This is a genomic window from Rhodothermales bacterium, assembly GCA_039944855.1.
GTDB lineage: Bacteria > Bacteroidota > Rhodothermia > Rhodothermales > JANQRZ01 > JBBSMX01.
In genome coordinates, this window is record JBDUXZ010000005.1 from 593,675 (window position 1) to 615,496 (window position 21,822).

Consider the following 21,822-nt stretch of genomic DNA (forward strand, 5'->3'; position numbering starts at 1 on the left):
CTAAGCTACGCAGGAGCAACGGGCTCCAGTGTGGGCAAGGGGGAAATTACGTCCTTCTTCGCCGGCTCAGACCGTCTCGTCCAACCGCCGCTCGGCGAGGCGGACGCGGACACGTTGCGTGTAGATCCACCAGAAGAGCGCGATGAACCCGATCACGGCGGGGTAGAACACCATCCTCATGATCGGCGCGAGGTCGGTCTGGCTGAAGGCGGGGCTGCCCTCGCCGCCGGGGTGGAGGCTCTCCATCTGGCGCGGGAGGACGTAGAGCAGGAACGGAGCCGTGACGACGGCGAACAGGTTGTACACCGCCGCGATCCGCCCGCGCTTGCGTGGCTCGTCGATCGAGGAGCGGAGGACGAAATACGCCCCGAGGATCAGCAGCTCGACGGCCGCCATCGACTGCTTCGGGTCGAAGTTCCACCACTTCCCCGTGCCGACATACCACGTGAACCGCGCCCACACCATCCCCGTCACGAGCCCGAGCACGCCGAAGACGACGGCCACGAGCGCGGCCTGCTCGGCCCGCACGTCGTAGATCACGCGGTCGTTCGCGAGGAAGCGCGCCGAGTAGTACGCCGAGACGATCATCCCGATCATCATCACGAACCACATCGGGACGTGGAAATAGAGGTTCCGCGCCGACTCTTCGAGGATGTTGAGCCGGGGGATCGTGAGGAGGAAGCCGGCGAGGATGACGGCCGTCATCCACAGCGCGATCACGACGGTGATGACGCGGTGCGTGCGGCCGTACGGGAGGCGGGCAGTGCTCATAGGTAGGGGCGTCGACTATTGCTTGCTCAGTATAACCGAGATCTCGTCGGTTTCCGCACGGAGGGTTCCGTCGTGGAACGTCCAGACAGCGTCTCGGACAAAAGTATCCGCCTCGTGGTCAAACGTCACCTCGCCCCCGGAGAGAGCATAGGTGCCGCCGAACAAGAGCCGCACATCACCCTCCCCTTCTTCGTTCAACTCTTCCGGGATGGCGAGCGTCCCCGAGGCCGTTCCATCTTCGCGCAGCGTGATGTCGAGGCCGCCACCCATAGCTAGCACGTCCACGGCTCGCCCTTCGATCTCCACAGTGAAGAGGGTCGTTTCGTAAGCACCGGCGACGTCAGCCAGGGTAGGTTCGTCGTTGGAATCGGAGTCGCAGCCGGTGAGCGAGAGGGCGGCGGCGAGCACGCCGACGAGCAGGAAAGCGGGAGCAACACGGGGAATACGCATGAGGGAAAGAAAGGGGGTTGAGAATGAGCGTTCGGGGAGAGAGACGCGGCTCGGATCGGAAAGGCAACACGCCGTACGGAAACGGAGGCCGATTGCACACCGTCCGGCAGCGAGGGTTCGGGAGGAGTTGGTGAAGCGCGTGTGATGCGCGAGGCCGAGCGCCATCGTTGAGTTTGACCCCAGTCAATCGTTCCAGACGAAGTCGAAGAGCAGGACCGAGGCGGTGATGACGGCGCCGGCGTAGCCGCCGAGCGTGATGAGGTCGTTGAGCGAAGCGGCCCACGGGCCGGCGCTCGCGCCGAGGAGGAGCGTCCGCTGCGTGACGCGGATGACGGTGAGCAGGAGCGGGATCAGCAGGGGAAACGCGAGCACGGGGAGGAGCGGGCCCTGGCTCGACGCCCGCGCGATCAGGGCCGAGAGCAACGTCGTCGCCCCCGCGAGCCCGAGCGCGCCGAGCCCGAGCGTCGCGGCCAGCAGCCCGGCGGACTCGACCTCCAGCCCGAGCACGATCACGAAGCCGACGGCCGCGAGGACGTTCATCCCCCCGACGAGCAGCACGTTGAAGAGGAGCTTGCCCGCGTAGACCATGCTCCCGCGCAGGTGGAGTTGTAGCAGCAAGACCGTCCCGCGCTCCTCCTCCGCCACGAACCCGCGCCCGAGCCCGACCGCCGCCGCGAACACGATCACGATCCACAGCAGCGCCGACGCCACGCGCTCGCTCACCTGCCCCGTCCCGACCGAGAACGCCACGAGCAGGAGGGATGACGCCACGAAGAGGGCGAGCGCGTTGACGCCGTAGCGCGTCCGCACCTCCAGCCGGAGGTCTTTCAGGAAAACGGCCCAGGCACCGTGCAGCCAGTCCATGCGGTCGGGAGGAAAAGAGGGAGGCGTTGGAAGATCGCAGAGGACGGGCAGATTGTCTATCCTTCGGCCGCTCTTCTCCATCCGCCCGCTCTATGCTCGAACCTGACCGCATCCTCGGCACCCTCCTCGGCACCGCCGTCGGCGACGCCCTCGGCATGCCCATCGACGGGCTCAGCCACCAGAACGTCCGCACGTACTACAAAGGCATCAAAGCCTACCGCGCCGACGAGCACCGTCGCGACCTCGGCGCCGGGCAGTGGACCGGACTAACGCAACGCACGTTCGCCCTCGCCCATGCGCTACGCCGATCCGACGGTAGCGACGCAGCATGCTGCGTCTCTACGCCAGCGAGGAGGCGGTGGCAAGAGTCGAGCGCGCCGACGGCCACAGCGGCCGCATCGGCAGCCCCGCTCGGTGTATGGTGGGCAGGGAATGGCATGACGAAGGAGGAAGCCTTCGATACGAGCACGACCCTGTTTGCCGGGACGAGCGAGCACCCGGCGGCGCTCGCGGCAGCGTTCGGGCAGGCCTCTGCTGTCCGCGCGCTACTCACGCACACGCCCGACGATCTCGACGGACCCGCGTTCTTCCGAACCGTCACCGACGCGACGCGGTGGGCGGAGGATCAACTCGACAGCGGGCACGTCGTCTCCGACCGCCTCCGCCTGCTCGCTGGCCACCTCGACGATTTCCCGCTCGACCTGCAAGACCTCTGCGCCGGCACCGGCCCGGCGGCCGACGAGGCGTGGCCCTTCGCCGTGGCGATGGTCGCCCGCAACCCGCTTCTGCTCGAAGCGACGCTGTTGCCCGCGATCAATGTCGGCGGGGCGGCGAGTGCCATCGGTGCGCTCGTCGGGTCGCTCGTCGGGGCGCTGCACGGGTGGGCGGCGTTCCCGGCGTGGGCGCGCGAAGGACTCGAAGACGTGGAGCGGTTGGAGGCCGAGGCCCGGGCTTTCGCTGGCGCGTTGTCGTCACGGTAGAGACGCAACATGTTGCGTCTCTACGGTTGGGCAGGCGTGGCGATCGAGAGAGCGATGCGTGGATTCCATCGCTGGCGTAGAGGCGCCCCGGCGGGGCGTCTCTACCGTCGGGTTGGCGGTTCGCTGATTACCGCCGTTCGGCGTCGCGGTGGGCTTCGGGGTGGCCGCCGGGCGGGACGCCGTTTGTGAAGCCGTCCTCGTTCTCCCAGCCCTTGTGTGGCACGTCCGGGAGCGCGCCGAAGTCGCCGATGAAGCCGATCTCGGGTGAGAGCCGGTAGCCCTGCTCGCGCTCGACGGTTTTCTGCACGTACGCGATGAGGTGGCGCACGTCCGCCGCCGTCGCGCCGCCCGCGTTGATGAGGATGTTGGCGTGGCGGTGCGTCACCTCCGCCCCACCGAAGCGCGTCCCCTTCAGCCCAGTCCAGTCGATGAGCCGGCCCGCGCCGACGCCCTCGATCTTCTTGAAAATCGACCCCGCGCTCGGCTCGGTGTCGAGCGGAGGATGGCGCTCGTGCCGCCATGCGAGGTTCGCGGCCATGATCTCGCGCATCCGTGTCTCATCACCCGGTTCGAGCTGGAACGTAGCCGAGAGCACGCGATCGGCGCGGTCGTGGAGGATGGAGTAGTCGTAGTCGAACTTGAAGTAGTCGTGGTCGACGGTCTTGCGCTCGCCCTCGGCGGAGAGGATCTCGGCGGAGTGGACGACCTCCTCGATGAACATCGTCCGCTCGCGCTCGGGCGGCGGCGAGAGGAAGTGGAGGTTCTGCCACAGCGCGCCGCCGACGCTCGACGGAATCCCGACGTAGTGCTCCAGCCCCGACAGCCCCGCCGAGACGGCCTGCTCGATGAGGTCGGGGTAGACAATCGTCCCGCTCTCGGCCCAGACCCGCCCGGTGGCGCGGTCGATGCGGACGTGGTCGGCGCAGTTGCGGATCACGAAGCCGCGGAAGCCGAGGTCGCCGACGAGGATGTTGGCGCCGAGCCCGAGGAGGAAGAACGGCATCTCCAGCTCACGGGCGAGGAGGAGCGCGTCGGCGAGTTCGTCGGCGGTGTGCGCTTCGTAGAAGAAGTCGGCCGGGCCGCCGATCTTGAACGTGGTGTACGGCGCGAGGACTTCGCCGGTGCGGAGGCGGTCGCCGAAGGCAGCGCGGAGGCGGTCGGCGTGAGCGGCGTAGGGCGAGGCAACGACGGGAGCGGGGAGGGGCACGGGGAGGGCGGTGGGTGAGGGGGCGGGTGGTACCGATAGGGGGGCGGGCTGTTCTCGGCCGGGCTGCCGAGCCGGGCCGCGTGAGGAGATTACGCACAATCCTCAAACGGCAGCAGGCGGCGGGGATACGCTCGCATCTCACAAGGTCGTTACACGTATCCTACGCCCATCCACCCAGTCTGAGCGAGCATTCCTATGGCGAATACGTATCCCAACCTGACCCGCGCCGCCGGCCGCTTCGGCGTCATCTTCGGCGGCGTCCTGCTGCTGCTCCTCATCGCGGCCGGCTGCATGACGAAGTCGATCGGCGCGGGCGAGCAGGGCGTGAAGTACAGCTACTTCAGCGGCACCGACCTCGACGACAACTACGGCGAGGGCTTCCACGTCTTCATGCCGTGGGAGCAGATCATCGACTACGACGTCCGCGTCAACAACGCCGACGAGGAGATCGAAGTCCTCGCCTCGAACGGGCTCACGATCGGGATGGACCTCTCGGTCCGGTACCGGCCCGTCAACGATCAACTGCCCCAACTCCACACGACGTACGGGCAGGAGTACTACGAGCGCCTCGTGCGGCCTGAACTGCGGAGCGTCGCCCGCGAGGTCGTCGGGCAGTTCACGCCGGAGGAGCTGTACTCGACGCGGCGGGCCGAGCTGCAGGAGCAAATCGAGGAGCGGCTCTCGGCGGCCGTCGAGCAGGGCTACGTCGAGCTCGAAGCCGTGCTGATCCGCGACATCGAGTTGCCCGAGCAGATCCGCCGCGCGATTGAGAACAAGCTCGAAGAGCAGCAGCTCGTCGAGCAGGCACGGCTCTCGATCCAGCGCGCCGAGCAGGAGGCCGAGCGCAAGCGCGTCGAGGCCAGCGGCGACGCGGACCGCGCGCAGATCATCGCGCAGAGCCTGACGCCGGCGTTCCTCCAGTTCCAGGGCATCCAGGCGACCCGCGAGCTCGCGCAGTCCAACAACTCGAAAGTCGTGATCATCGGAGCCGGCGAAGGCGGGCTGCCCGTCATCCTCGGCGATCAGTAGCGTGCCCGCGCCGAGCCCCGACCGGAGCGACTTTTTCCAGCGCGTGTGGGACGTGGTCGCCGAGATCCCGCTCGGCCGGGTGACGACCTACGGCCACATCGCCGAGCACCTCGGCGCGAAGCGGTCGGCGCGGGTCGTGGGGTGGGCGATGAAGGCGGCGGCGGAGACGCCGCTGCCGTGCCACCGCGTCGTCAACCGGCGCGGCGCGCTCACCGGCCGTCTCCACTTCGAGACGCCGACGGTGATGGAGGAGCGCCTCCGCAGCGAGGGCGTCGCTTTCACCGACGAGGGCGAGGTCGACCTCCGCCTCCACCTTTGGATTCCCGGCGAGGCGTCTTGAGCCGAACGTAGAGACGCAACATGTTGCGTCTCCATGCATGACATCGGGCTCAGTCGGCCGCGCCGGTGAGCCGGTCGAACTCGTCCCAGAAGGCGGGGAACGAGACGGCCACGCAGTCTGCGTCGCGGATCGTCGCCTCGCCCGTCGCGGTGAGGGCGGCGACGGCGGCGGCCATCGCGATCCGGTGGTCGCCCTCGCTCTCGACGGTGGCGCCGTGGAGTGGGCGTCCGCCCTCGATGATGAGGCCGTCTTCGAGCTCTTCGACGTCGGCGCCCATCGCGGTGAGGAAGGCGGCGGTCGCGGCGAGGCGGTCCGTCTCTTTCACGCGGAGCTCGGCCGCATCGCGGATCTCGGTCCGTCCTTCGGCACACGCCGCCGCGACGGCGAGGATCGGGATCTCGTCAATCAAGTTTGGGATGAGATTGCCGCTGACGGACACGCCGTGGAGCCGGCCGCCATCGTTCTGCACCGTGAGATCGGCGAGGGGCTCGCGGTGGCGCGTCCGCTCGTTGCTGACGGTAACGGTCGCGCCCATGGCGCGGAGCACATCGAGGAACGCGCTGCGCGTCGGGTTCAGGCCGACGCTCTTCACCTCGATGTGGCTGTGCGCATTCGTCGCCCCGGCGACGAGGAAGAACGCCGCCGCCGAGAAGTCGCGCGGGACGATCCACGCGCCCGGCTTCACCACGCGCCCACCCTCGACGGTGACGGTACGCTGCCCGCCGAGTTCGAGCACGTCGAGCCCGAGCATCCGCTCCGTGTGGTCACGCGAGGGGATGGGCTCGATGACCGTCGTCGTGCCCTCGGCGAGGAGGCCGGCGAGGAGGACGCAGCTCTTCACCTGTGCCGACGCGACGGGCAACTCGTACTCGATCCCTCGGAGCTGGCGGCCGGCGATGTGGATCGGGGCGTGGCCGTCGGTCAACTCGATGTGAGCGCCCATCTGGCGGAGCGGGTCCGCGATGCGGGCCATCGGGCGGCCACGGAGCGAGGCGTCGCCGGTGAGGACGGAGTCGAACGGCTGGCCGGCGAGGAGGCCCGCGAGGAGGCGCATCGTCGTGCCCGAGTTGCCGCAGTCGAGCGGGGCGGTGGGCGGCGTGAAGCGCCCGCCGCGCCCGTGGACGACGAGGCTGTCGGGGCCAAACGTGCACGCGACGCCGAGTGCCTGGAGGCACGCGAGCGTCGCGTGGGGGTCGGCGGCGTCGGAGAAGCCTACGATCTCAGAATCACCGTCGGCGAGCGCGGCGAGGAGCGCGGCGCGGTGGGAGACGGATTTGTCAGCCGGTAACAGGACGCGGCTCGCCAGCCCCGTCGCCGGACGGATCGTGCGGCTCGTCGGAGAGGGTGACGGGCTCGAAGTCGGAGTCGAAGTCCGATTCGAATTCGGAGTCGAACTCGGATTCGAACTCGGCGGCAGGGGTGGGCTCAAGGCTGGCGTGGGGTTCTTCGAAGATCAGCGCGTCGTGGTCGTCGAAGCTACCATCCAAAATCGCTTCGAGGTTGGTCCCGTCGTCGGGCTTCTCGGCGGCGGCGAAGGCTTCTTCCACCGCGGCGATGAGCGTCTCCTTGCGGAAGGGCTTGGCGACGTAGTCGTCGAACCCCTCGTTGAGGAAGCGGTCTTCGTCGCCGGGGAGGGCGTAGGCCGTCACGGCGACGGCGGGCACGAGCTCGTAGCCCTCAATCCCCCGGATCTCGTGCAGGAGGTCGATACCGGAGCGGTCGGCGCCGAGGTTGATGTCGACGAGGAGGAGGCGGTACTGGTTGTGGCGGGCCTGCTCGATGGCCTCCTCCGGGGTCGTCGCGATGTCGGCCTCGTAGTCCTGGAGCATGAACTTCGCCATGTAGGCGTTCTGCGCGTTGTCCTCGATGAGGAGGATGTCGCGGGGCGTGCGGTCCTCGGCGGCCGGCGGCGGCACGAACGTCGGCTCCTCGGCGACGAGGGACTCCTCGGTCTCCCACGGGTAGCGCGCGGCGGCGGGCTTCTTCGGGGCCGGCTTGGCCGCGCTCCCGTTCTGGGGGAGCGCCTCCGGCACCTGCTCGACGGGGACGCGGGGGAACGTGACGGAGAAGGCGCTGCCGATGCCTTTGATGCTCTCGACCGAGATCTTCCCGCCCATCATCTCGACGAGCTTCTTCGTGATCGCGAGGCCGAGCCCGCTGCCCTCGTGGCTCCGCTTGAGCCCGGTCGACTCCTGCTTGAAGTCGTCGAAGAGGTGGGGGAGGAACTGCTTCGAGATGCCGACGCCGGTGTCGCGGACGGTGATGATGGCGTCGTCGGCCGTCGCCTCGATCTCGACCGAGACGGCGCCCTCGCGGGTGAACTTGACGGCGTTGCCGAGGAGGTTGTTGAGGATGCGGTGGAGGCAGCTCCGGTCGATCTGGGCGTAGACGGCCTCGGTGGGCGGCTGCACGCGGAGGAGCAGGCAGCGCTTGTCGGCGACGGGTTGGAGCACGCGGGCCGACGCCTCGGCCTCGTCGAGGAGGTTGAGGACCTCGACTTCGGGCTGCACCTCGCCCGCTTCGATCCGCGCCATCTCGAGCACGGAGTTGATCGTGTCGAGCAGGCGCGTCCCGGCGTCCTCGATGATCTTGGCGAGGTTGCGCTGGTCGCCCTCGGCGACGACTTCAGCGAGCACCTGCGCCGAGCCGAGGATGCCGGTGAGCGGCGTGCGGATCTCGTGGCTCATGTTCGCGAGGAAGGCGTCGCGGAGGTGGACCATCTGCTCGGCCTTGTCTTTGGCCTCGATCAGCTCGGTCTCGAACTGCTTCTGCACCGTGATGTCCTTCGCCACGATCACGAGCCCGAGCACGTCGTTCCCTTCGCGGACGAGGGCCGACGAGAGCGAGACGGGGATCTCGCCATCGGGCCGCACGCGGAACTTCGTCTCGACGTTCCCGGCTAGCGCCTGCTCGATCGTCTGCTTGATGGCGGCGCCGCGGTTGCGCCCGGCGTGCGCGAAGATCGTCATCACCGGCTTGCCGAGGAGCTCCTCGCGTTCGTAGCCGAGGAGGTCGAGCGCCGCCTGGTTCACCATGGCAATCTTGACGTGGGGGTCGACCACGACGAGCGGGTCGGCCATCGACTGCACGATGTTCTCGACGTAGCTCTTCGAGACGGTCGTGCTCGAGAGCTGGTCGATCATCCCGTTGATGGCGTGGCCGAGCAGGCCGATCTCGTCGGCCGATTCGATCTCGACGCGGTCGTCGAGGCGGCCTTCGCCGATGGCGTGGGCCGCGTCGGTGAGGGCGCGGAGCGAGCGGGCGATGAACCGGATGAGGAAGAAGCCGAGCACGAGGGTGATCAGGAGCACGAGCCCCGCCGCGCCGGCTCCGATTCGGCCGACCCACTGCGCCGCTGCGCTGACGCTGGCTGCGCGTTCGGCGAGGGCTGTGTTCGCATCGGCCACGTGCTTCTCGAGCAGGGGCGCGAACGTTTCGAAGTAGAACGGCTCGATCTCGGCGTCGAGCATGGCCGCGGCATTGGCGGGCACCGTCTCACTCATCTCCGAGAGCCGGAGGGCGAGCGCGGTGTAGGTCCCGAACGCCTGCTGGATTTCCTGGAGCCGGCTCGAACCTCCGTCGGCCGAGAGCTGCTCCGTGAGGTGCCGGTCGAATACGGCGAGCTGGCCGGAGAGCGTCTCCCGCGCCGTCGCCGCCGCCTCCGAGGCGGGGTCCGACGCGGGCACGGCGGCGATCTCCTGCATGGAGGTCTGGGTCGCCTGCGCCGCACGGGCCATGCCGTTGGCGACGGCTACCGCTTCGAGCGCGCCCTCGTCGAGGGCGTCCGTGCTGCGCTCGATCCACGCTCCGGTGGTGAGGGCGAGATAGCCGAGACCTCCGACGAGGAGGGCAATGAGGAAGAAGCTCAGCGAGAGCTTGTGCGTGACTTTCAAAGAAAGAGCCATGGCGTAGGCGAAGCGCGCGGGTCAGGCGGACGGGCCTGCGACGGCCCGATTCAGAAGGAGGTTCACGGCGAGACCGAACCTGAGAGCGCGGCCTCTACGCGTAGTGTCGGCAGTGATTCCGTCTCCCTTAAGCCCGCATAACTCCAACTAAAGGCCCTTTTTAAAGCGCGCCGCCCGTGTGGCACGCGCGACCCGTCTCACCCGACCGGCACGGCGAGGGCCGTCGCGACCTCCGCGAGCAGCGCCTCCTTCTCTTCCCATGGGAGGAACGCATGGCGGAAGCCGTTGAGCACGATCTCGCGGACGTGCTCGGCGCTCACCCCGCATCGCTCGTGCACGAGCCACAACTCGTCCGTCACCGTCGTGTGGCTGAACAGCCGGTTGTCCGTGTTGACCGTCACGGCCACGCCCGCCTCGACGTACTCCCGGATCGGATGCGTCTCGTACCCCGTCACGACGTGGGTCTGCACATTACTCGTCGGGCACATCTCGAGCGGGATCTGGTGGTCGATCACGTACTCCATCAGGTCGGGGTCCTGCCGCAGCGTGACGCCGTGGCCGATCCGGTGGGCGCCGCACTTGAAGAGCGCCTGCCGGATCGACGCCGGGCCGAACGACTCGCCCGCGTGGAGCGTGATGGCGAGGAGGTGCTTGCGGGCGTGGTAGAACGCCGCGCCGTGCATCTCGGACGGGTTGCCCGCCTCGCCGCCCGCGAGGTCGAAGGCGACGACGCCGCGCCCGCGGTAGCGCGAGGCGAGCTCGGCCTGCGCGAGCGAGGCGCTCTCGAACCGGTCGCGCAGGCCGCAAACGATGAGGCCCGTGCGGATGCCGAAGTCGCGCTCGGCGTCGCGCAGCCCGGCGAGCACGGCGTCGTTCACCTCGTCGAGCGTGAGGCCTTCGTCGGTGTGGAGGACGGGGCCGTAGCGGACTTCGAGGTAGCGGACGTTCTCCTTCGCGTTGTCCTCGGCGAGTTCGTACGCGATCCGGCGCAACGCTTCGGCCGACTGCATCAGCGGGATCGTGTAGCCGAACCACGAGAGGTATTCCTCCAGCGTTTCGGCGTCGTCGATCTGCAGCAGCTTCTGCCCAAGGGCTTCTTCGTCGGTGGCGGGGAGGAGGGCCAGCTTGCCCTGCTGCTCGGCCAGGTCGAGCATCGTCGAGAGCCGGAGCGAGCCGTCGAGGTGGCAGTGGAGTTCGGCTTTGGGCCAGGCGAGGAGGTCGGCGCGGGAGAGCTCGGGCATGGGGCGAAGTTTTCGTCGCAAAATACGCCGCCCGGCTCGTACTGCGCGCCGCCGCCGCGCGGAGATCGGGCGGAACACTTCGTTTCGGCGACGCTTCAAGCGCCCTGTTGCTCCTCGCTCGGGAGGACGGTAGCTTACGCCTCCCACCTTTTCCATTTGCCGCATAGGTTCTGTCATGGGCTCCCTCGGCGTCCCTGAACTACTGATCATCTTCCTCGTGATCCTCCTCGTCTTCGGCGCGAAGCGCATCCCCGAGATCGCGCGCGGCATGGGCAAGGGCATTCGCGAATTCAAAGACGCGACCACGGACATCAAGCGCGAACTGTCGATCGACGACGAGCCGCCGCGCCGGAACATCCAGGCCCCGCGCCAGCCCGCCGTCGGGGCGCCGGAGCCGCGCCGCGAGTCCCCCGCGCAGCGCGCCAAGCCGGACGCGGAGCCCCGCACGGTGAAGCCCGACATCGAAGAGCTGTAGTCGCCGCGCACGATTCCGCCGTCCGTTTTCACCTGCAGGGGCGACGTGCGCGTCGCCCCTGCGGTCGTTTAAGTCCGCTCCCCATGCCTCACCCCACGTTCGCCGACGCCCGCCGGGCGCTCGCCCACGACGAGACGACCTGCGCTGCCCTCGTCGCGTCGTTTCTGGAGCGGATCGACGCGGAGAACGACGCGCTCAACCTCTTCCTCTCCGTCGACCGCGACGGCGCGATGCAGCGGGCGCGCGCCCTCGACGCTGGGGGCGACGACCTCCCGCTGAAGGGGCTCGTGCTCGGGGTGAAAGACACGATCGCGGTGGCGGGCCGGCCGCTGACGTGCGGCTCGAAGATGCTCGCGGACTTCACCTCGCTCTACGACGCGACCGCCGTCCGCCGGCTCCGCGACGCCGGCGCCATCATCCTCGGCAAGCTCAACTGCGACGAGTTCGCAATGGGCTCGTCGAACGAGACGAGCTATTTCGGCCCCGCCCGGAATCCGCGCAACCCCGACTACGTCCCCGGCGGCTCGTCGGGCGGGAGCGCCGCCGCCGTTGCGGCCGGGTTCTGCCACGCCGCGCTCGGCTCCGACACCGGCGGTTCGGTCCGCCTGCCCGCCGCGTTCACCGGCGTCGTCGGGCTCAAGCCGACGTACGGCCGCGTAAGCCGCTACGGTCTCGTCGCCTTCGCCTCGTCGCTCGACGTGATCGGCCCGCTCGCGCACACCGTCGAAGACGCCGCCGCGATCCTCCGCGTGATGGCCGGCGCGGACCCGAGCGATGCGACCTCGGCGCCCGTCGACGTGCCGGACTTCGGTGCGGAACTGAACGGCGACGTGCGCGGGCTGAAGGTCGGGATGCCGACGGAGTATTTCGCCGACGGGCTCGATGCGGACGTTCGCGCTGCCGTCGAGGACCGGGCCGAGGCGCTGCGGGCGGCGGGGGCGGAGGTCCGCGAGGTCTCGCTTCCGCACACGCGCTACGGCGTCGCCGTCTACTACATCCTCGCCACCGCTGAGGCGTCGAGCAACCTCGGTCGCTACGACGGCGTCCGCTACGGCCACCGCGCCGACGCGAACGCCGTCCGTCGCACGCTCGCCGACGAGCGCGCCGCGCTCGAAACCGCCCTCGCCGAAGCTCAGAGCGACGAGCAACGCGATGCGACGCAGCGGCTGCTCGACCGACAGGACTCCGTGCTGCACCGGCTCTACGCGCAGACCCGCACCGAGGGCTTCGGCGACGAGGTCAAACGCCGCATCATGCTCGGCACCTACGTCCTCTCGTCGGGCTACTACGACGCGTACTACGCGAAGGCGCAGCGCGTCCGCACCCTCATTCGCCGCGACTTCGAGCGCGCGTTCGAGGATGTCGATGTGCTGTTGACGCCGGCCGCGCCCGCGCCCGCGTTCCGCCTCGGCGAGAAGAGCGACGACCCGCTGCAGATGTACCTCTCCGACGTGTACACCGTCACGGCGAACCTCGCCGGGATTCCCGGCCTCGTCGTGCCCGCGCCGACGCCGCACCCGAGCGGGCTCCCGATTGGCGTCCAACTCCTCGCGCCCGCCTTCGACGAGGCGACGCTGCTGCGCGCGGGCGACGCAATCACGCGATTTTAGATGTTCGATTCCGTCGTTTGAAGTATCTATCGAACAGCCACTCCGCTTTCCCCATCCCCAATCCGCGATCGAATGAGCATCCTCGTTGACAAAAACACCCGGCTCGTCGTGCAGGGCCTGACCGGAAAAGAAGGCTCCTTCCACGCCGAGCAGATGATCGAGTACGGCACGAACGTCGTCGCCGGCGTCGTCCCCGGCAAGGGCGGGCAGACCCACCTCGACCGGCCGGTCTACGACTCGGTGCGCGAGGCCGTCGAGCGCGAGGGGGCGAACGCGACGTGCATCTTCGTCCCGCCGCCGTACGCGGGCGGCGCCATCATCGAGGCGGCCGAGGCCGGCGTCGAGGTCATCATCTGCATCACCGAAGGCATCCCCGTCGCCGACATGATCCCGGCGTATGCCTACGTGCAGAAGCAGGGCGTCCGGCTCATCGGGCCGAACTGCCCCGGCGTCCTCACCCCCGGCGAGTGCAAGGTCGGCATCATGCCGACGATGATCTTCTCCGAAGGCCCCATCGGCGTGATCTCGCGCTCGGGCACGCTGACGTACGAGGCCGTGGACCAACTCACTCGGCAGGGGCTCGGGCAGACGACGGCCGTCGGCATCGGCGGCGACCCGATCGTCGGCACGCAGTTCATCGACGCGCTCCGCCTCTTCGAGGCCGACGACGCGACCGAGGCGGTCGTGATGATCGGCGAGATCGGCGGCGCGGCAGAGGAGGAGGGCGCGGCGTACGTGAAAGAGCACATGACGAAGCCGGTCTTCGGGTTCATCGCGGGCCGCACCGCACCTCCCGGCCGTCGGATGGGCCACGCGGGCGCGATCGTCTCCGGCGGCAAAGGCACGGCCGACGCCAAGCTCGACGCGATGCGCGAGGCGGGGATCACGGTCATCCTCAACCCCGCCGAGATCGGCGAGACGGTGAAGGCGCACTTCGAGCAGGTCGCGTAAACGGACCGTTCTCTGGCTCCGGTAGGGGCGAGGCTTGCCTCGCCCCTACGTCATATATAGAGGCTGCCCATGAAGATCAAACACGTCGACTTCGCGACCGCCGCCGGGACGTGGGCCTCACTCCCGGACGACGGGCGGACGGAACTCGCCTTCGTCGGCCGCTCGAACGTCGGAAAAAGCTCGCTCCTCAACTACCTCATCGGGCGGAAGGCGCTCGCGCGGACGAGCAACACGCCGGGCAAGACGACGACGCTCAACTTCTACCTCGCCAACGCCGACCAGCAGGGGCAGGGCGGGTTTTACTTCGTCGACCTCCCCGGCTACGGCTACGCGAAGGTTTCGAAGACGCAGCGCGAGAAGTGGATGCAGCTCATCGGCCGCTACGTCACCGAGCGCGAGCCGCTCGGCGTGATCTTCCACCTTATAGATAGTCGCCACCCGCCGACGAAGCTCGACGAGGAACTCCTCGACCTTCTGAGGGGCGGGCCGATCCCGTACGTCATCCTGCTGACGAAGGCAGACAAGCTGGGCAAGAACCAGCAGCGCAGCCGCGTCGCCGAACTCAAGCGCCGGCTCAAAGGGATGGGCCTCGACCTCCCCGTCGTTCTCACATCGGCGGAGAAGAAAGAGGGCGCCGACGAGATCTGGCAGTGGGTCGAACTGCTGACGGACGTACGGTGAAGGCAGGCCGGTTGCTCTGTTGAGAAGCTCACCACGTTGTCATCCCGAGCGAAACGGAGTGGAGCCGAGGGATCTCTGCTGGCACGGTTTCAACAGTCTGTTGCAGGCTTCCCCGGAGAGATGGGCTTCGCCGAGCCTTCGGATTCTTCGTCTCCGGCCTGCGACCTCCGCTCAGGATGACATCCATTCGAACTTCTCAACAGAGCAAGGCCGGTCTACGAAAATCGGACAGCGGGATGATCAACTGAGTGCGGAGCGTTAGCTTCGGCGCTTTCATCTTCCCGCTTTCGCTCCCACATCGTGATCCGCTTCGCTCTGCTCTGCGCCCTGCTGGCTGCCCCCGTCGCCGCGCAACCCGCGCTTGACTCCCCGTTCCGTAGCTCGCTGGACCTCGACTCGCTCGACGCCGCACGCTGGTCGCGGACGGATAGGGGAGGGCCGGGGTTCGGCGGCCTGCCCGTCCGCTCGCTGCAGGAGGTGGGGACGCTGCTGCCGGGGATGATGAGCGATCCCGAGACGGGCGACCTCGTCCTCCGGGCCCATCCCGGCGTCGCGCCGCCCCTCACGTCAGGCGTGTTCGACGCGGCGCGCGTCGGGCAGGGGCCGGTCTACGTAATCGACGGCGTCCGCGTCGTCGGTGAGCCCGTGGTGCCGTTCGGGGCGGTAGACGAGGTGGCGGTGCTGACGGGGTTCGTGCCGGCGCGGTTCGGCGAGGCGGGAGCCGGGCTCGTGCTCGTAGAGACGCGGGAGGGCGGCGACCGCTACGGCGCCCGCGCCGAGGGCATCACCTCGCAGGGGCTCGACGCGTTCGGCTACAACCTCGGCGCGTTCTCCGTCGAAGGCCCGATCGGCAACGCCCGGCTCGGCCGGTTCGCGTTCACCGGCGAAGCCCGCAGCCTGAGCGACGCGACGCCGTACGGCATCGACACGTACCAGCTTTCCGATGAGGCGTACGCCGACCTCGTCGCCAACCCGCAGGTCGTCCGGCTCAGCGACAGCGCGGGCGAGACGCAGTACGTCCCCTTCCCGACAGAGGCGGCGCAGGCCGCCGTCGCCGCCGGGCAGCCGTTCACCGAAGCCGACCTCCGCGCCGCCCTCGGTCTTCCCAACGACGCCGAGATTTCGGGCCCGATCAACGCGGCGCAGACGTACACCGCCGACCGCTTCGAGCGTGTCCGCGCCAAAGACGACCCGTTGCGCGACCTCGCCCTCAGCGGAAACGCCACGCTCCACGTCGCCCCGACCGTCCGGCTCCGCCTCGGCGGCACGGTCGGCCGCGAGCACTACGACCAGACTGCCGCGTTGGCCGAGCGCTACGCGAGCCAGCTCTACAACCGCGACCGGCTCTACGAAGCCGAGCGCAGCGCGGGCCGTTACGTCGCCACGCTCCGGCACCGAATCACCGACGCCGCCTCGTACGACCTCCAAGCGAGCTATCAGCGGTGGCGCGCCGTCCAGTATCCGCAGGGGTTCTCCGACGACCCCGCCGACGCCCTGTTCTACGGCGACATCGACGCGGACTTCAACGCCGTCGCGCGGCGCTACTTCGTCCGGCGCCAGGACACGTACGAATCGTTGTACACGGCGGACGGCGGCGCGCGGCCGGACCGGGCGGCGGGGACGTTCTTCCTGCCCGGCCGCTCCGCCACGACGTATCGCAAACAGGAAGGCTCCGCGTTCCGACTCTCCGGCGACGCATCGGTCCGGCTCGGCGCGCACGCCGTCACGTTCGGGGGTGAATTCGAGCGGCAAACGCATCGCCGCTTCGAGCTCGCCGGTGCGTCGCTAGCGCGCTACTACAGCGACGGCGACGGCGCTATTGCGCCAAGCCCAGCCTTCCCGAACGGCGTGCAGTCTTACGGCCAACTCCCCTTCGACGTCGTCGAGGAGCAGATCATCACGCGCTACGGCTACGACTACCTCGGGACCGAGACGGTCGACGACGAAGACGTGAGCGGGTACTTCGAGGGCTCGAACACCGACGTCGCCCCGTACCGTCCGACGTATATCGCCGGGTATGTGCAGGACCAATTCGCGTGGGACGCGCTAACCTTCGACATGGGGCTCCGCGTCGAAGCCTTCGGGAGCGACGCGACGGTGCCGCTCGACCTCTTCGCCCCGTTCCCGATCGTGCGCGCTGGCTCGCTCGACGCCCGGCCGAACGGCATCGGCTCCGACTACGCCGTGTACTTCGACGATGGCGGAACGGTCGTCGGCTACCGTGACCTCGACGGCACCTTCTTCGATGCGGGAGGACAGGAATCGTCAGCCGATGAGATCACCGGGCGTCGCTCGGGGCAGGTCGAGACGACCGATGCGCCACGCGCGACGGCGTTCGAGACGGCCCCGACGCACGTCGTATGGCAACCGCGCGTGGGGATTCAGTTCGCCGTGTCGGAGCAGGCGAGCCTGCGTGCCTACTACAACCGGACGGCTCGGCGCGCGTCGGCCGCGCTGTACACACCGTTTACCGCGTACCAGACCGTCACCGGGCAGAGCCTCGTCGGCAACGCCGCGCTCCGCCCCGAAGTCACCGACGAGTTCGGCGCCGGTGTCCGCGTCCAGCCGACCGGGAGCCTGCGGGCCGATGCCGCCGCGTTTTACCGCCGCTACAGCGACGTGATCGAGCGCAGAGTACTAGGCGGTGGTTTTCCGAACTACGGTACGTATCGGAACGCCGGCACGGTGTCGAGTTACGGCCTAGACCTCGCCGTGGCGATGGCCCGCACGCAAGGCCTCGCCTTCCGTGCGAACTACACGCTCGCCTTTGCCGACGGCACGGGCTCTGATGCCGCAGCGACGAGCACTATCGTGCGGCAGGGGAGCTTCTTCGCGGACCTCACGAGCCCGGCCGATTACGACACGCGCCACGCGCTCGACGTCGTCGCTGACGTACGGCTCGGCAGCGGGACGGGCCTGGACGTGGGGGGCTCCTCGTTGCTCGACGGGTTCGGGTTCGGAGCCGTCTTCTCTGCCCAGAGCGGTCGCCCGTACACGCCGCTCTCTGCGGCGTCGTTCGCGGTGGGGGACACGTTCACAAGCCCAACCAGCGGTACTATCAACAGCGCCCGGCTCCCGTGGACGCATCGACTCGACCTCCGCGTGGACAAGCAGTTCGGCGCCGGACCGGGCACCGTGACGGCGTTTCTGTGGGTCGAGAACGTGTTCGACTGGCAGAACGTCTTCGCCGTCTACCGAGCGACGGGGAAGGCGGGGAACGACGGGTACCTCGACACGCCGGGCGGGCAGAGCTACGTGAGCAATCAGCCCGATCCGGAGGGAGGGGCGTTTAATTACCTTGCCTATGTCGGCGGCCCGGTTAATATTGGGGGAGTGCAGAGTTCCAGCGCCCCGCTTTTCTACGGCCCGCCTCGCCGGGTCCGGCTCGGAGTGAGGCTGGACTTCTGACGGAACGATGCGTGGGGCAGCGGCTCTGCCGGGTAAAAAAGGAGGACCAACCATCGATAACGGCGGCTGGGACCTATTTAGTATCCGTTCAGGGAGCAGGGCATTGTGAATGCCTTGACAACTTCCAAAGCCCCCGCATATATTCGCAACCGCGTTACGGAACGATTACGACCCACCAGATCGAACCGCCCAACCCAGGGGACTCACCTATTGTCGTTGCTACGGCTCTTCTACTATCCCACATGCTCGGCCACACCGTCGGGCAGCATACGAGAGGCATCGCGCTCTCGGCACTTCGGACCCGTACCGGGTCGTCGTGGGAGCCGTCGCTTGCAAGGGGCCCCGCACGTGCAACCCGTCTGGTTGCATCTAGCTCGTCGCAACCACGGGTGCTGGCGGTAGCTCCAACGCAATCCCCAATCCAAACTTGAGCGGTGGCCCTCAGCCCTGCTCAATCTCAACACAGCACTACCATTTCGGAGGAGGTAGCATATGCTTCGCAACCTGGGTACACTCGTGCTCATGCTGCTGCTAGCTACGCCGCTAGCAGCAGTGGCGCAGAACACCGGCAGGCTCGCCGGCGTCGTCGTCGATGACCTCGGTGACCCACTGCCGGGCGCCAACGTCATCTTGGAAGGCACGCAGCTCGGTGCCGCCACAGACATCGACGGTAACTATTTCATCATCGGTGTCCCCGTCGGCACGTACGACGTCACGGCGTCGTTCGTCGGGTACCAGACCCAGACGGTCGAGGCGGTGCAGATCTCCTCGGGCTACACGACCGAGCAGAGCTTCGAGCTCGGCCCGCAGTCGCTGGGCGAGGTGACCGTCACCTACGAGCGCCCCATCATCCAGAAGGACGCCATCGGCGCGCCTCGGGTGGTCACGGGCGAGGAGATCTCGAACCTGCCGATCCGCGGCGTGGCCAGCGTGGCCTCGATCCAGAACGGCGTGGTGAACAACGGGCGTGACGACGACCTCTTCGTCCGTGGCGGCCGTGAGCAGGAGATCGCCTACTACGTGGACGGCGTGAAGGTGACCGGGAGCGCGCCCATCGGCGTGAACCAGGGCGCGATCGCAGAGCAGGAGCTCCTCATTGGAACGATTCCGGCTCGCTACGGCGACGTGCAGAGCGGCGTCATCTCGATTACGACGAAGACGGGTCGCTCCGACTTCTTCGGCTCCGCCGAGTTCATCACGAGCGAAGTGCTCGACGCCTTCGGATATAACCTCGGATCCCTCGCGATCGGTGGTCCTATCGTTCCGGGCCGGGCTAGCTTCTTCCTCTCCGGGCAGGGCACGTTCGAGTCGGACTACAACACGTACAGTGTCGACACGTACCGCCTCTCGGACGACGACTTCGCCGCCTTGCAGCAGAACCCGCAGGTGGTTCGGCTCGTGTGCCAAGCCGGGTTCAACTGCGGCGAAGGCGTGGCAGCGGGGGACGAGATGTTCATCCCACTCAGCTCCGACCTCTTCTTCGACGAGAACGGCGGCTTCCGCGACGGCATCGACAACGACAGCCTCGTGACGCTCCTCGGTGGGAGCATCCCGGCCGGGTTTGGGGTGGCGGAGAACAACTTCCTCGTCTTCGCGCCGGAGACCTACACGGCCGACCGCTTCGACTTCGAGCGCGGCAAGGACGCGCCCCGGGAGAACTTCACGTTCAACGGGAACGTCAACTTCAACATCTCGAGCGCGCTCAGCCTCCGCCTCGGCGGCGGCTACGATCGCCAGTCCACGGACGAGTTCACGTTCGGCAACTCGCTCTACAACCGCGACCGGTTCTACAACGACGAGCGGGATAGCTGGCGTGCCTACGGCACCTTCCGCCAGCGCCTCTCGGACAACGCGTTCTACCAGATCCAGGGCGAGTACCAGGACTACAAGTTCGTCCAGTACCCCAACGGCTTCTCGGATCAGGTCGAGGACGCGCTGTTCTACGGCGACATCGACGCGGCGTACAGCGACATCGCGCGCCGCTATCTCGTCTTCCGCAACGGGGAATACCAGCAGCTCTTCACGACCGACGGCGGCGGACGGCCGACCTCAGTGGGCGGCACGTTCAACCTCCCCGGCGCGCAGCTGACGCGGTTCCAGCAGCAGCACGACCAGCAGTTCCGCTTCTCGGGTAGCGCGACTACGCAGCTCGGCGTCCACCAGATCGAGTTCGGTGGCGAGTTCGAGCAGCAGACGCGGCGGTTCTTCGACATCGCAGGCGGCGCCCTCGCGCGCTACTACAACGACCTCGATGGGGCCATCGCGCCGAGCGCCGCCTTCCCGAACGGCGTTCAGTCCTACGACCAGCTCCCCTTCGACGTCGTCGAGGAGCAGATCGTGACGCGCTACGGGTACAACTACCTCGGGACCGAAGAAGTGGACGACCAGGACATTCAGGCATACTTCGACGGCACGAGCACGGACGTCGCCCCGCACAAGCCGATCTACTACGCCGGCTATGTGCAGGACAAAATCGAGTTCCGGGACCTCGTGATCAACCTCGGGCTCCGGGTGGACGTGTTCGACAACAACACGCCCGTCCTCCTCGATGCGTTCGCGCCGTTCCCGATCGCCCGCCCGAGCAACTTCGTAGGCGAGCTGACGAACCCGGAGTCGAACTTCTTCCAGGGTGATGGCTTCAGCATCCCTGGCTCGATTGGCTCGGACTACGCCCTCTACTTCAACGACGGCGGCGAGATCGTTGGCTACCGCGACCTCGATGGCAACTTCTTCGACGCGGAAGGCATCTCCACGACGCAGGACAACGTCACGGGTGCCGCGTCCGGCCAGGTCGAAGAGGTGGAAGCCCCGCTCTCGACGATCTTCACGGACTACGAGCCGCAGGTGACGTTCATGCCCCGTGTCGGCGTCAGCTTCCCCGTGACCGACCGCGCGCTGTTCTTCGCGAGCTACAACGTCACGAGCCAGCGCCCGACCGAGCAGTCCTTCACGCCGTTCACCACCTACGAGGTGCTGACGGGCCAGAACTCGCGGACGTCGAATCCGAACCTCGAGCCGGAGAAGACGACGCAGTACGAGCTCGGCTTCCGTCAGCGCGTCGGGGAGCGGGCCGCCCTCACGCTGTCCGGCTTCTATCGGACGCAGGAGAACAAGATCTCGAACCGGACGCTCTTCGGGGCCAACCCCGAGTACGGGACCTACCTCAACGCCGACTTCACCACGACGAAGGGCGTCGAGCTCGGCTTCGACCTGCGCCGGACGAGCAACCTCTCGATCAACGCGAACTACACCCTCTCCTTCGCGAGCGGGACGGGTTCGGACGCCTCCTCCACCGGCACCGTCGTGTGGCGTGGGACGTACTTCCCGAACTTCATCAGCCCGGCGGACTTCGACCAGCGGCACACCGGGAACGTCTCGCTGGACTACCGTTTCGGCTCCGACGAAGGCCCGATGTTGGGTGGCGCGCGGATCCTCGAGAACTTCGGGGTGAACGTCCTCGGCTCGTTCGGGAGCGGCCAGCGCTACACGCCGCTCTCCGCCGCCGCCTTCAGCGTGAACGACTCGTTCACGTCGCCGGTGGCGGGGCAGATCAACAGCCTCACGCTGCCTGCCACGACGCGGATCGACCTGCGCATCGACCGGAGCTTCGACCTCGGCCTCGGGAACTCGCGGCTGAAGGCGTACCTCTGGGTCCAGAATCTCCTGGACACGGAGAACATCGTGGCGGTGTACCGCGCGACTGGGCTGGCCGATCAGGACGGCTACCTGTTCACGCCCGGTGGGACGTCGTTCTTGACGAACGCGCCGGATGAGACCGGCCGTACGTTCAACTACAACACGTACATCAGCGGCCCCGTGAACGTCGGCGGCTCCCAGTCCTCGGGTGGCGGCTTCTTCTACGGCCCGCCCCGGCGTATCCGCCTCGGCTTCTTGCTCGACTTCTAAGCGC

The 21,822-nt window shown here is 67.9% G+C and carries 16 protein-coding genes; 9 read left to right on the forward strand and 7 right to left on the reverse strand.

Annotated elements, in window-relative coordinates; all coding sequences use genetic code 11:
* Positions 1-66 precede the first annotated feature (66 nt).
* From ccsA to ABJF88_05140, 3 genes are all read right to left on the reverse strand, one after another.
* Positions 67-771: a cytochrome c biogenesis protein CcsA gene (gene ccsA / locus ABJF88_05130; protein ID MEP0546294.1), complete on the reverse strand. Its 705-nt coding sequence runs from the start codon at positions 769-771 to the stop codon at positions 67-69.
* Positions 772-786: 15 nt separating this feature from the next.
* On the reverse strand, positions 787-1,221 hold the full coding sequence (locus ABJF88_05135) for a hypothetical protein (GenBank protein MEP0546295.1): 435 nt from the start codon (positions 1,219-1,221) through the stop codon (positions 787-789).
* Positions 1,222-1,404: 183 nt separating this feature from the next.
* Positions 1,405-2,085, reverse strand: a complete 681-nt coding sequence (locus tag ABJF88_05140) for a heme exporter protein CcmB (GenBank protein ID MEP0546296.1) — start codon at positions 2,083-2,085, stop codon at positions 1,405-1,407.
* A gap of 92 nt (positions 2,086-2,177) precedes the next feature.
* On the opposite strand from ABJF88_05140, the gene ABJF88_05145 reads away from it, so the two are divergent.
* Entirely contained in the window at positions 2,178-3,065 is an 888-nt protein-coding gene (locus ABJF88_05145) for an ADP-ribosylglycohydrolase family protein (protein MEP0546297.1), read from the forward strand.
* Between the two features lie 127 nt (positions 3,066-3,192).
* Here the strand turns inward: ABJF88_05145 and murB are convergent, their stop codons facing one another.
* Entirely contained in the window at positions 3,193-4,272 is a 1,080-nt protein-coding gene (gene murB / locus ABJF88_05150; GenBank protein ID MEP0546298.1) for a UDP-N-acetylmuramate dehydrogenase, read from the reverse strand.
* A gap of 195 nt (positions 4,273-4,467) precedes the next feature.
* Here murB and ABJF88_05155 point away from each other — a divergent pair, with 195 nt between their 5' ends.
* Together ABJF88_05155 and ABJF88_05160 are read left to right on the forward strand one after the other, a co-directional pair.
* Positions 4,468-5,301, forward strand: coding sequence for a prohibitin family protein (locus ABJF88_05155; GenBank protein ID MEP0546299.1), 834 nt, complete (start codon positions 4,468-4,470; stop codon positions 5,299-5,301).
* 1 nt (position 5,302) lies between these two features.
* Positions 5,303-5,641 carry a methylated-DNA--[protein]-cysteine S-methyltransferase gene (locus tag ABJF88_05160; protein MEP0546300.1) on the forward strand — a complete coding sequence of 113 codons (339 nt, stop codon included), beginning with the start codon at positions 5,303-5,305 and terminating at the stop codon, positions 5,639-5,641.
* 49 nt (positions 5,642-5,690) lie between these two features.
* Here ABJF88_05160 and aroA read toward each other — a convergent pair whose 3' ends face one another.
* The 3 genes from aroA to add form a co-directional block, all read right to left on the reverse strand.
* The gene (gene aroA, locus ABJF88_05165) at positions 5,691-6,965 is read right to left on the reverse strand and encodes a 3-phosphoshikimate 1-carboxyvinyltransferase (GenBank protein MEP0546301.1); all 1,275 of its coding nucleotides are present in this window, start codon (positions 6,963-6,965) and stop codon (positions 5,691-5,693) included.
* Positions 6,919-9,546, reverse strand: a complete 2,628-nt coding sequence (locus ABJF88_05170; GenBank protein MEP0546302.1) for an ATP-binding protein — start codon at positions 9,544-9,546, stop codon at positions 6,919-6,921. The genes aroA and ABJF88_05170 overlap by 47 nt, the downstream gene beginning before the upstream one ends.
* Positions 9,547-9,743: 197 nt before the next feature.
* Complete coding sequence (add, locus tag ABJF88_05175) at positions 9,744-10,787, reverse strand: adenosine deaminase (protein MEP0546303.1); 1,044 nt, start codon at positions 10,785-10,787, stop codon at positions 9,744-9,746.
* A 175-nt stretch (positions 10,788-10,962) separates the two neighbouring features.
* On the opposite strand from add, the gene tatA reads away from it, so the two are divergent.
* From tatA to ABJF88_05205, 6 genes are all read left to right on the forward strand, one after another.
* On the forward strand, positions 10,963-11,262 hold the full coding sequence (gene tatA / locus ABJF88_05180; protein ID MEP0546304.1) for a twin-arginine translocase TatA/TatE family subunit: 300 nt from the start codon (positions 10,963-10,965) through the stop codon (positions 11,260-11,262).
* An 83-nt stretch (positions 11,263-11,345) separates the two neighbouring features.
* The gene (locus ABJF88_05185) at positions 11,346-12,872 is read left to right on the forward strand and encodes an amidase family protein (GenBank protein MEP0546305.1); all 1,527 of its coding nucleotides are present in this window, start codon (positions 11,346-11,348) and stop codon (positions 12,870-12,872) included.
* 72 nt (positions 12,873-12,944) lie between these two features.
* A complete protein-coding gene (gene sucD / locus ABJF88_05190; protein MEP0546306.1) occupies positions 12,945-13,823 on the forward strand; it encodes a succinate--CoA ligase subunit alpha in 879 nt (292 codons plus the stop codon).
* 69 nt (positions 13,824-13,892) lie between these two features.
* Positions 13,893-14,504 (forward strand): ribosome biogenesis GTP-binding protein YihA/YsxC, encoded by a 612-nt coding sequence (gene yihA / locus ABJF88_05195; GenBank protein ID MEP0546307.1) that lies wholly within the window; start codon positions 13,893-13,895, stop codon positions 14,502-14,504.
* A gap of 300 nt (positions 14,505-14,804) precedes the next feature.
* Entirely contained in the window at positions 14,805-17,912 is a 3,108-nt protein-coding gene (locus ABJF88_05200) for a TonB-dependent receptor (GenBank protein MEP0546308.1), read from the forward strand.
* Positions 17,913-18,404: 492 nt separating this feature from the next.
* A complete protein-coding gene (locus ABJF88_05205; GenBank protein ID MEP0546309.1) occupies positions 18,405-21,818 on the forward strand; it encodes a TonB-dependent receptor in 3,414 nt (1,137 codons plus the stop codon).
* The last annotated feature ends 4 nt before the right edge of the window (positions 21,819-21,822 follow it).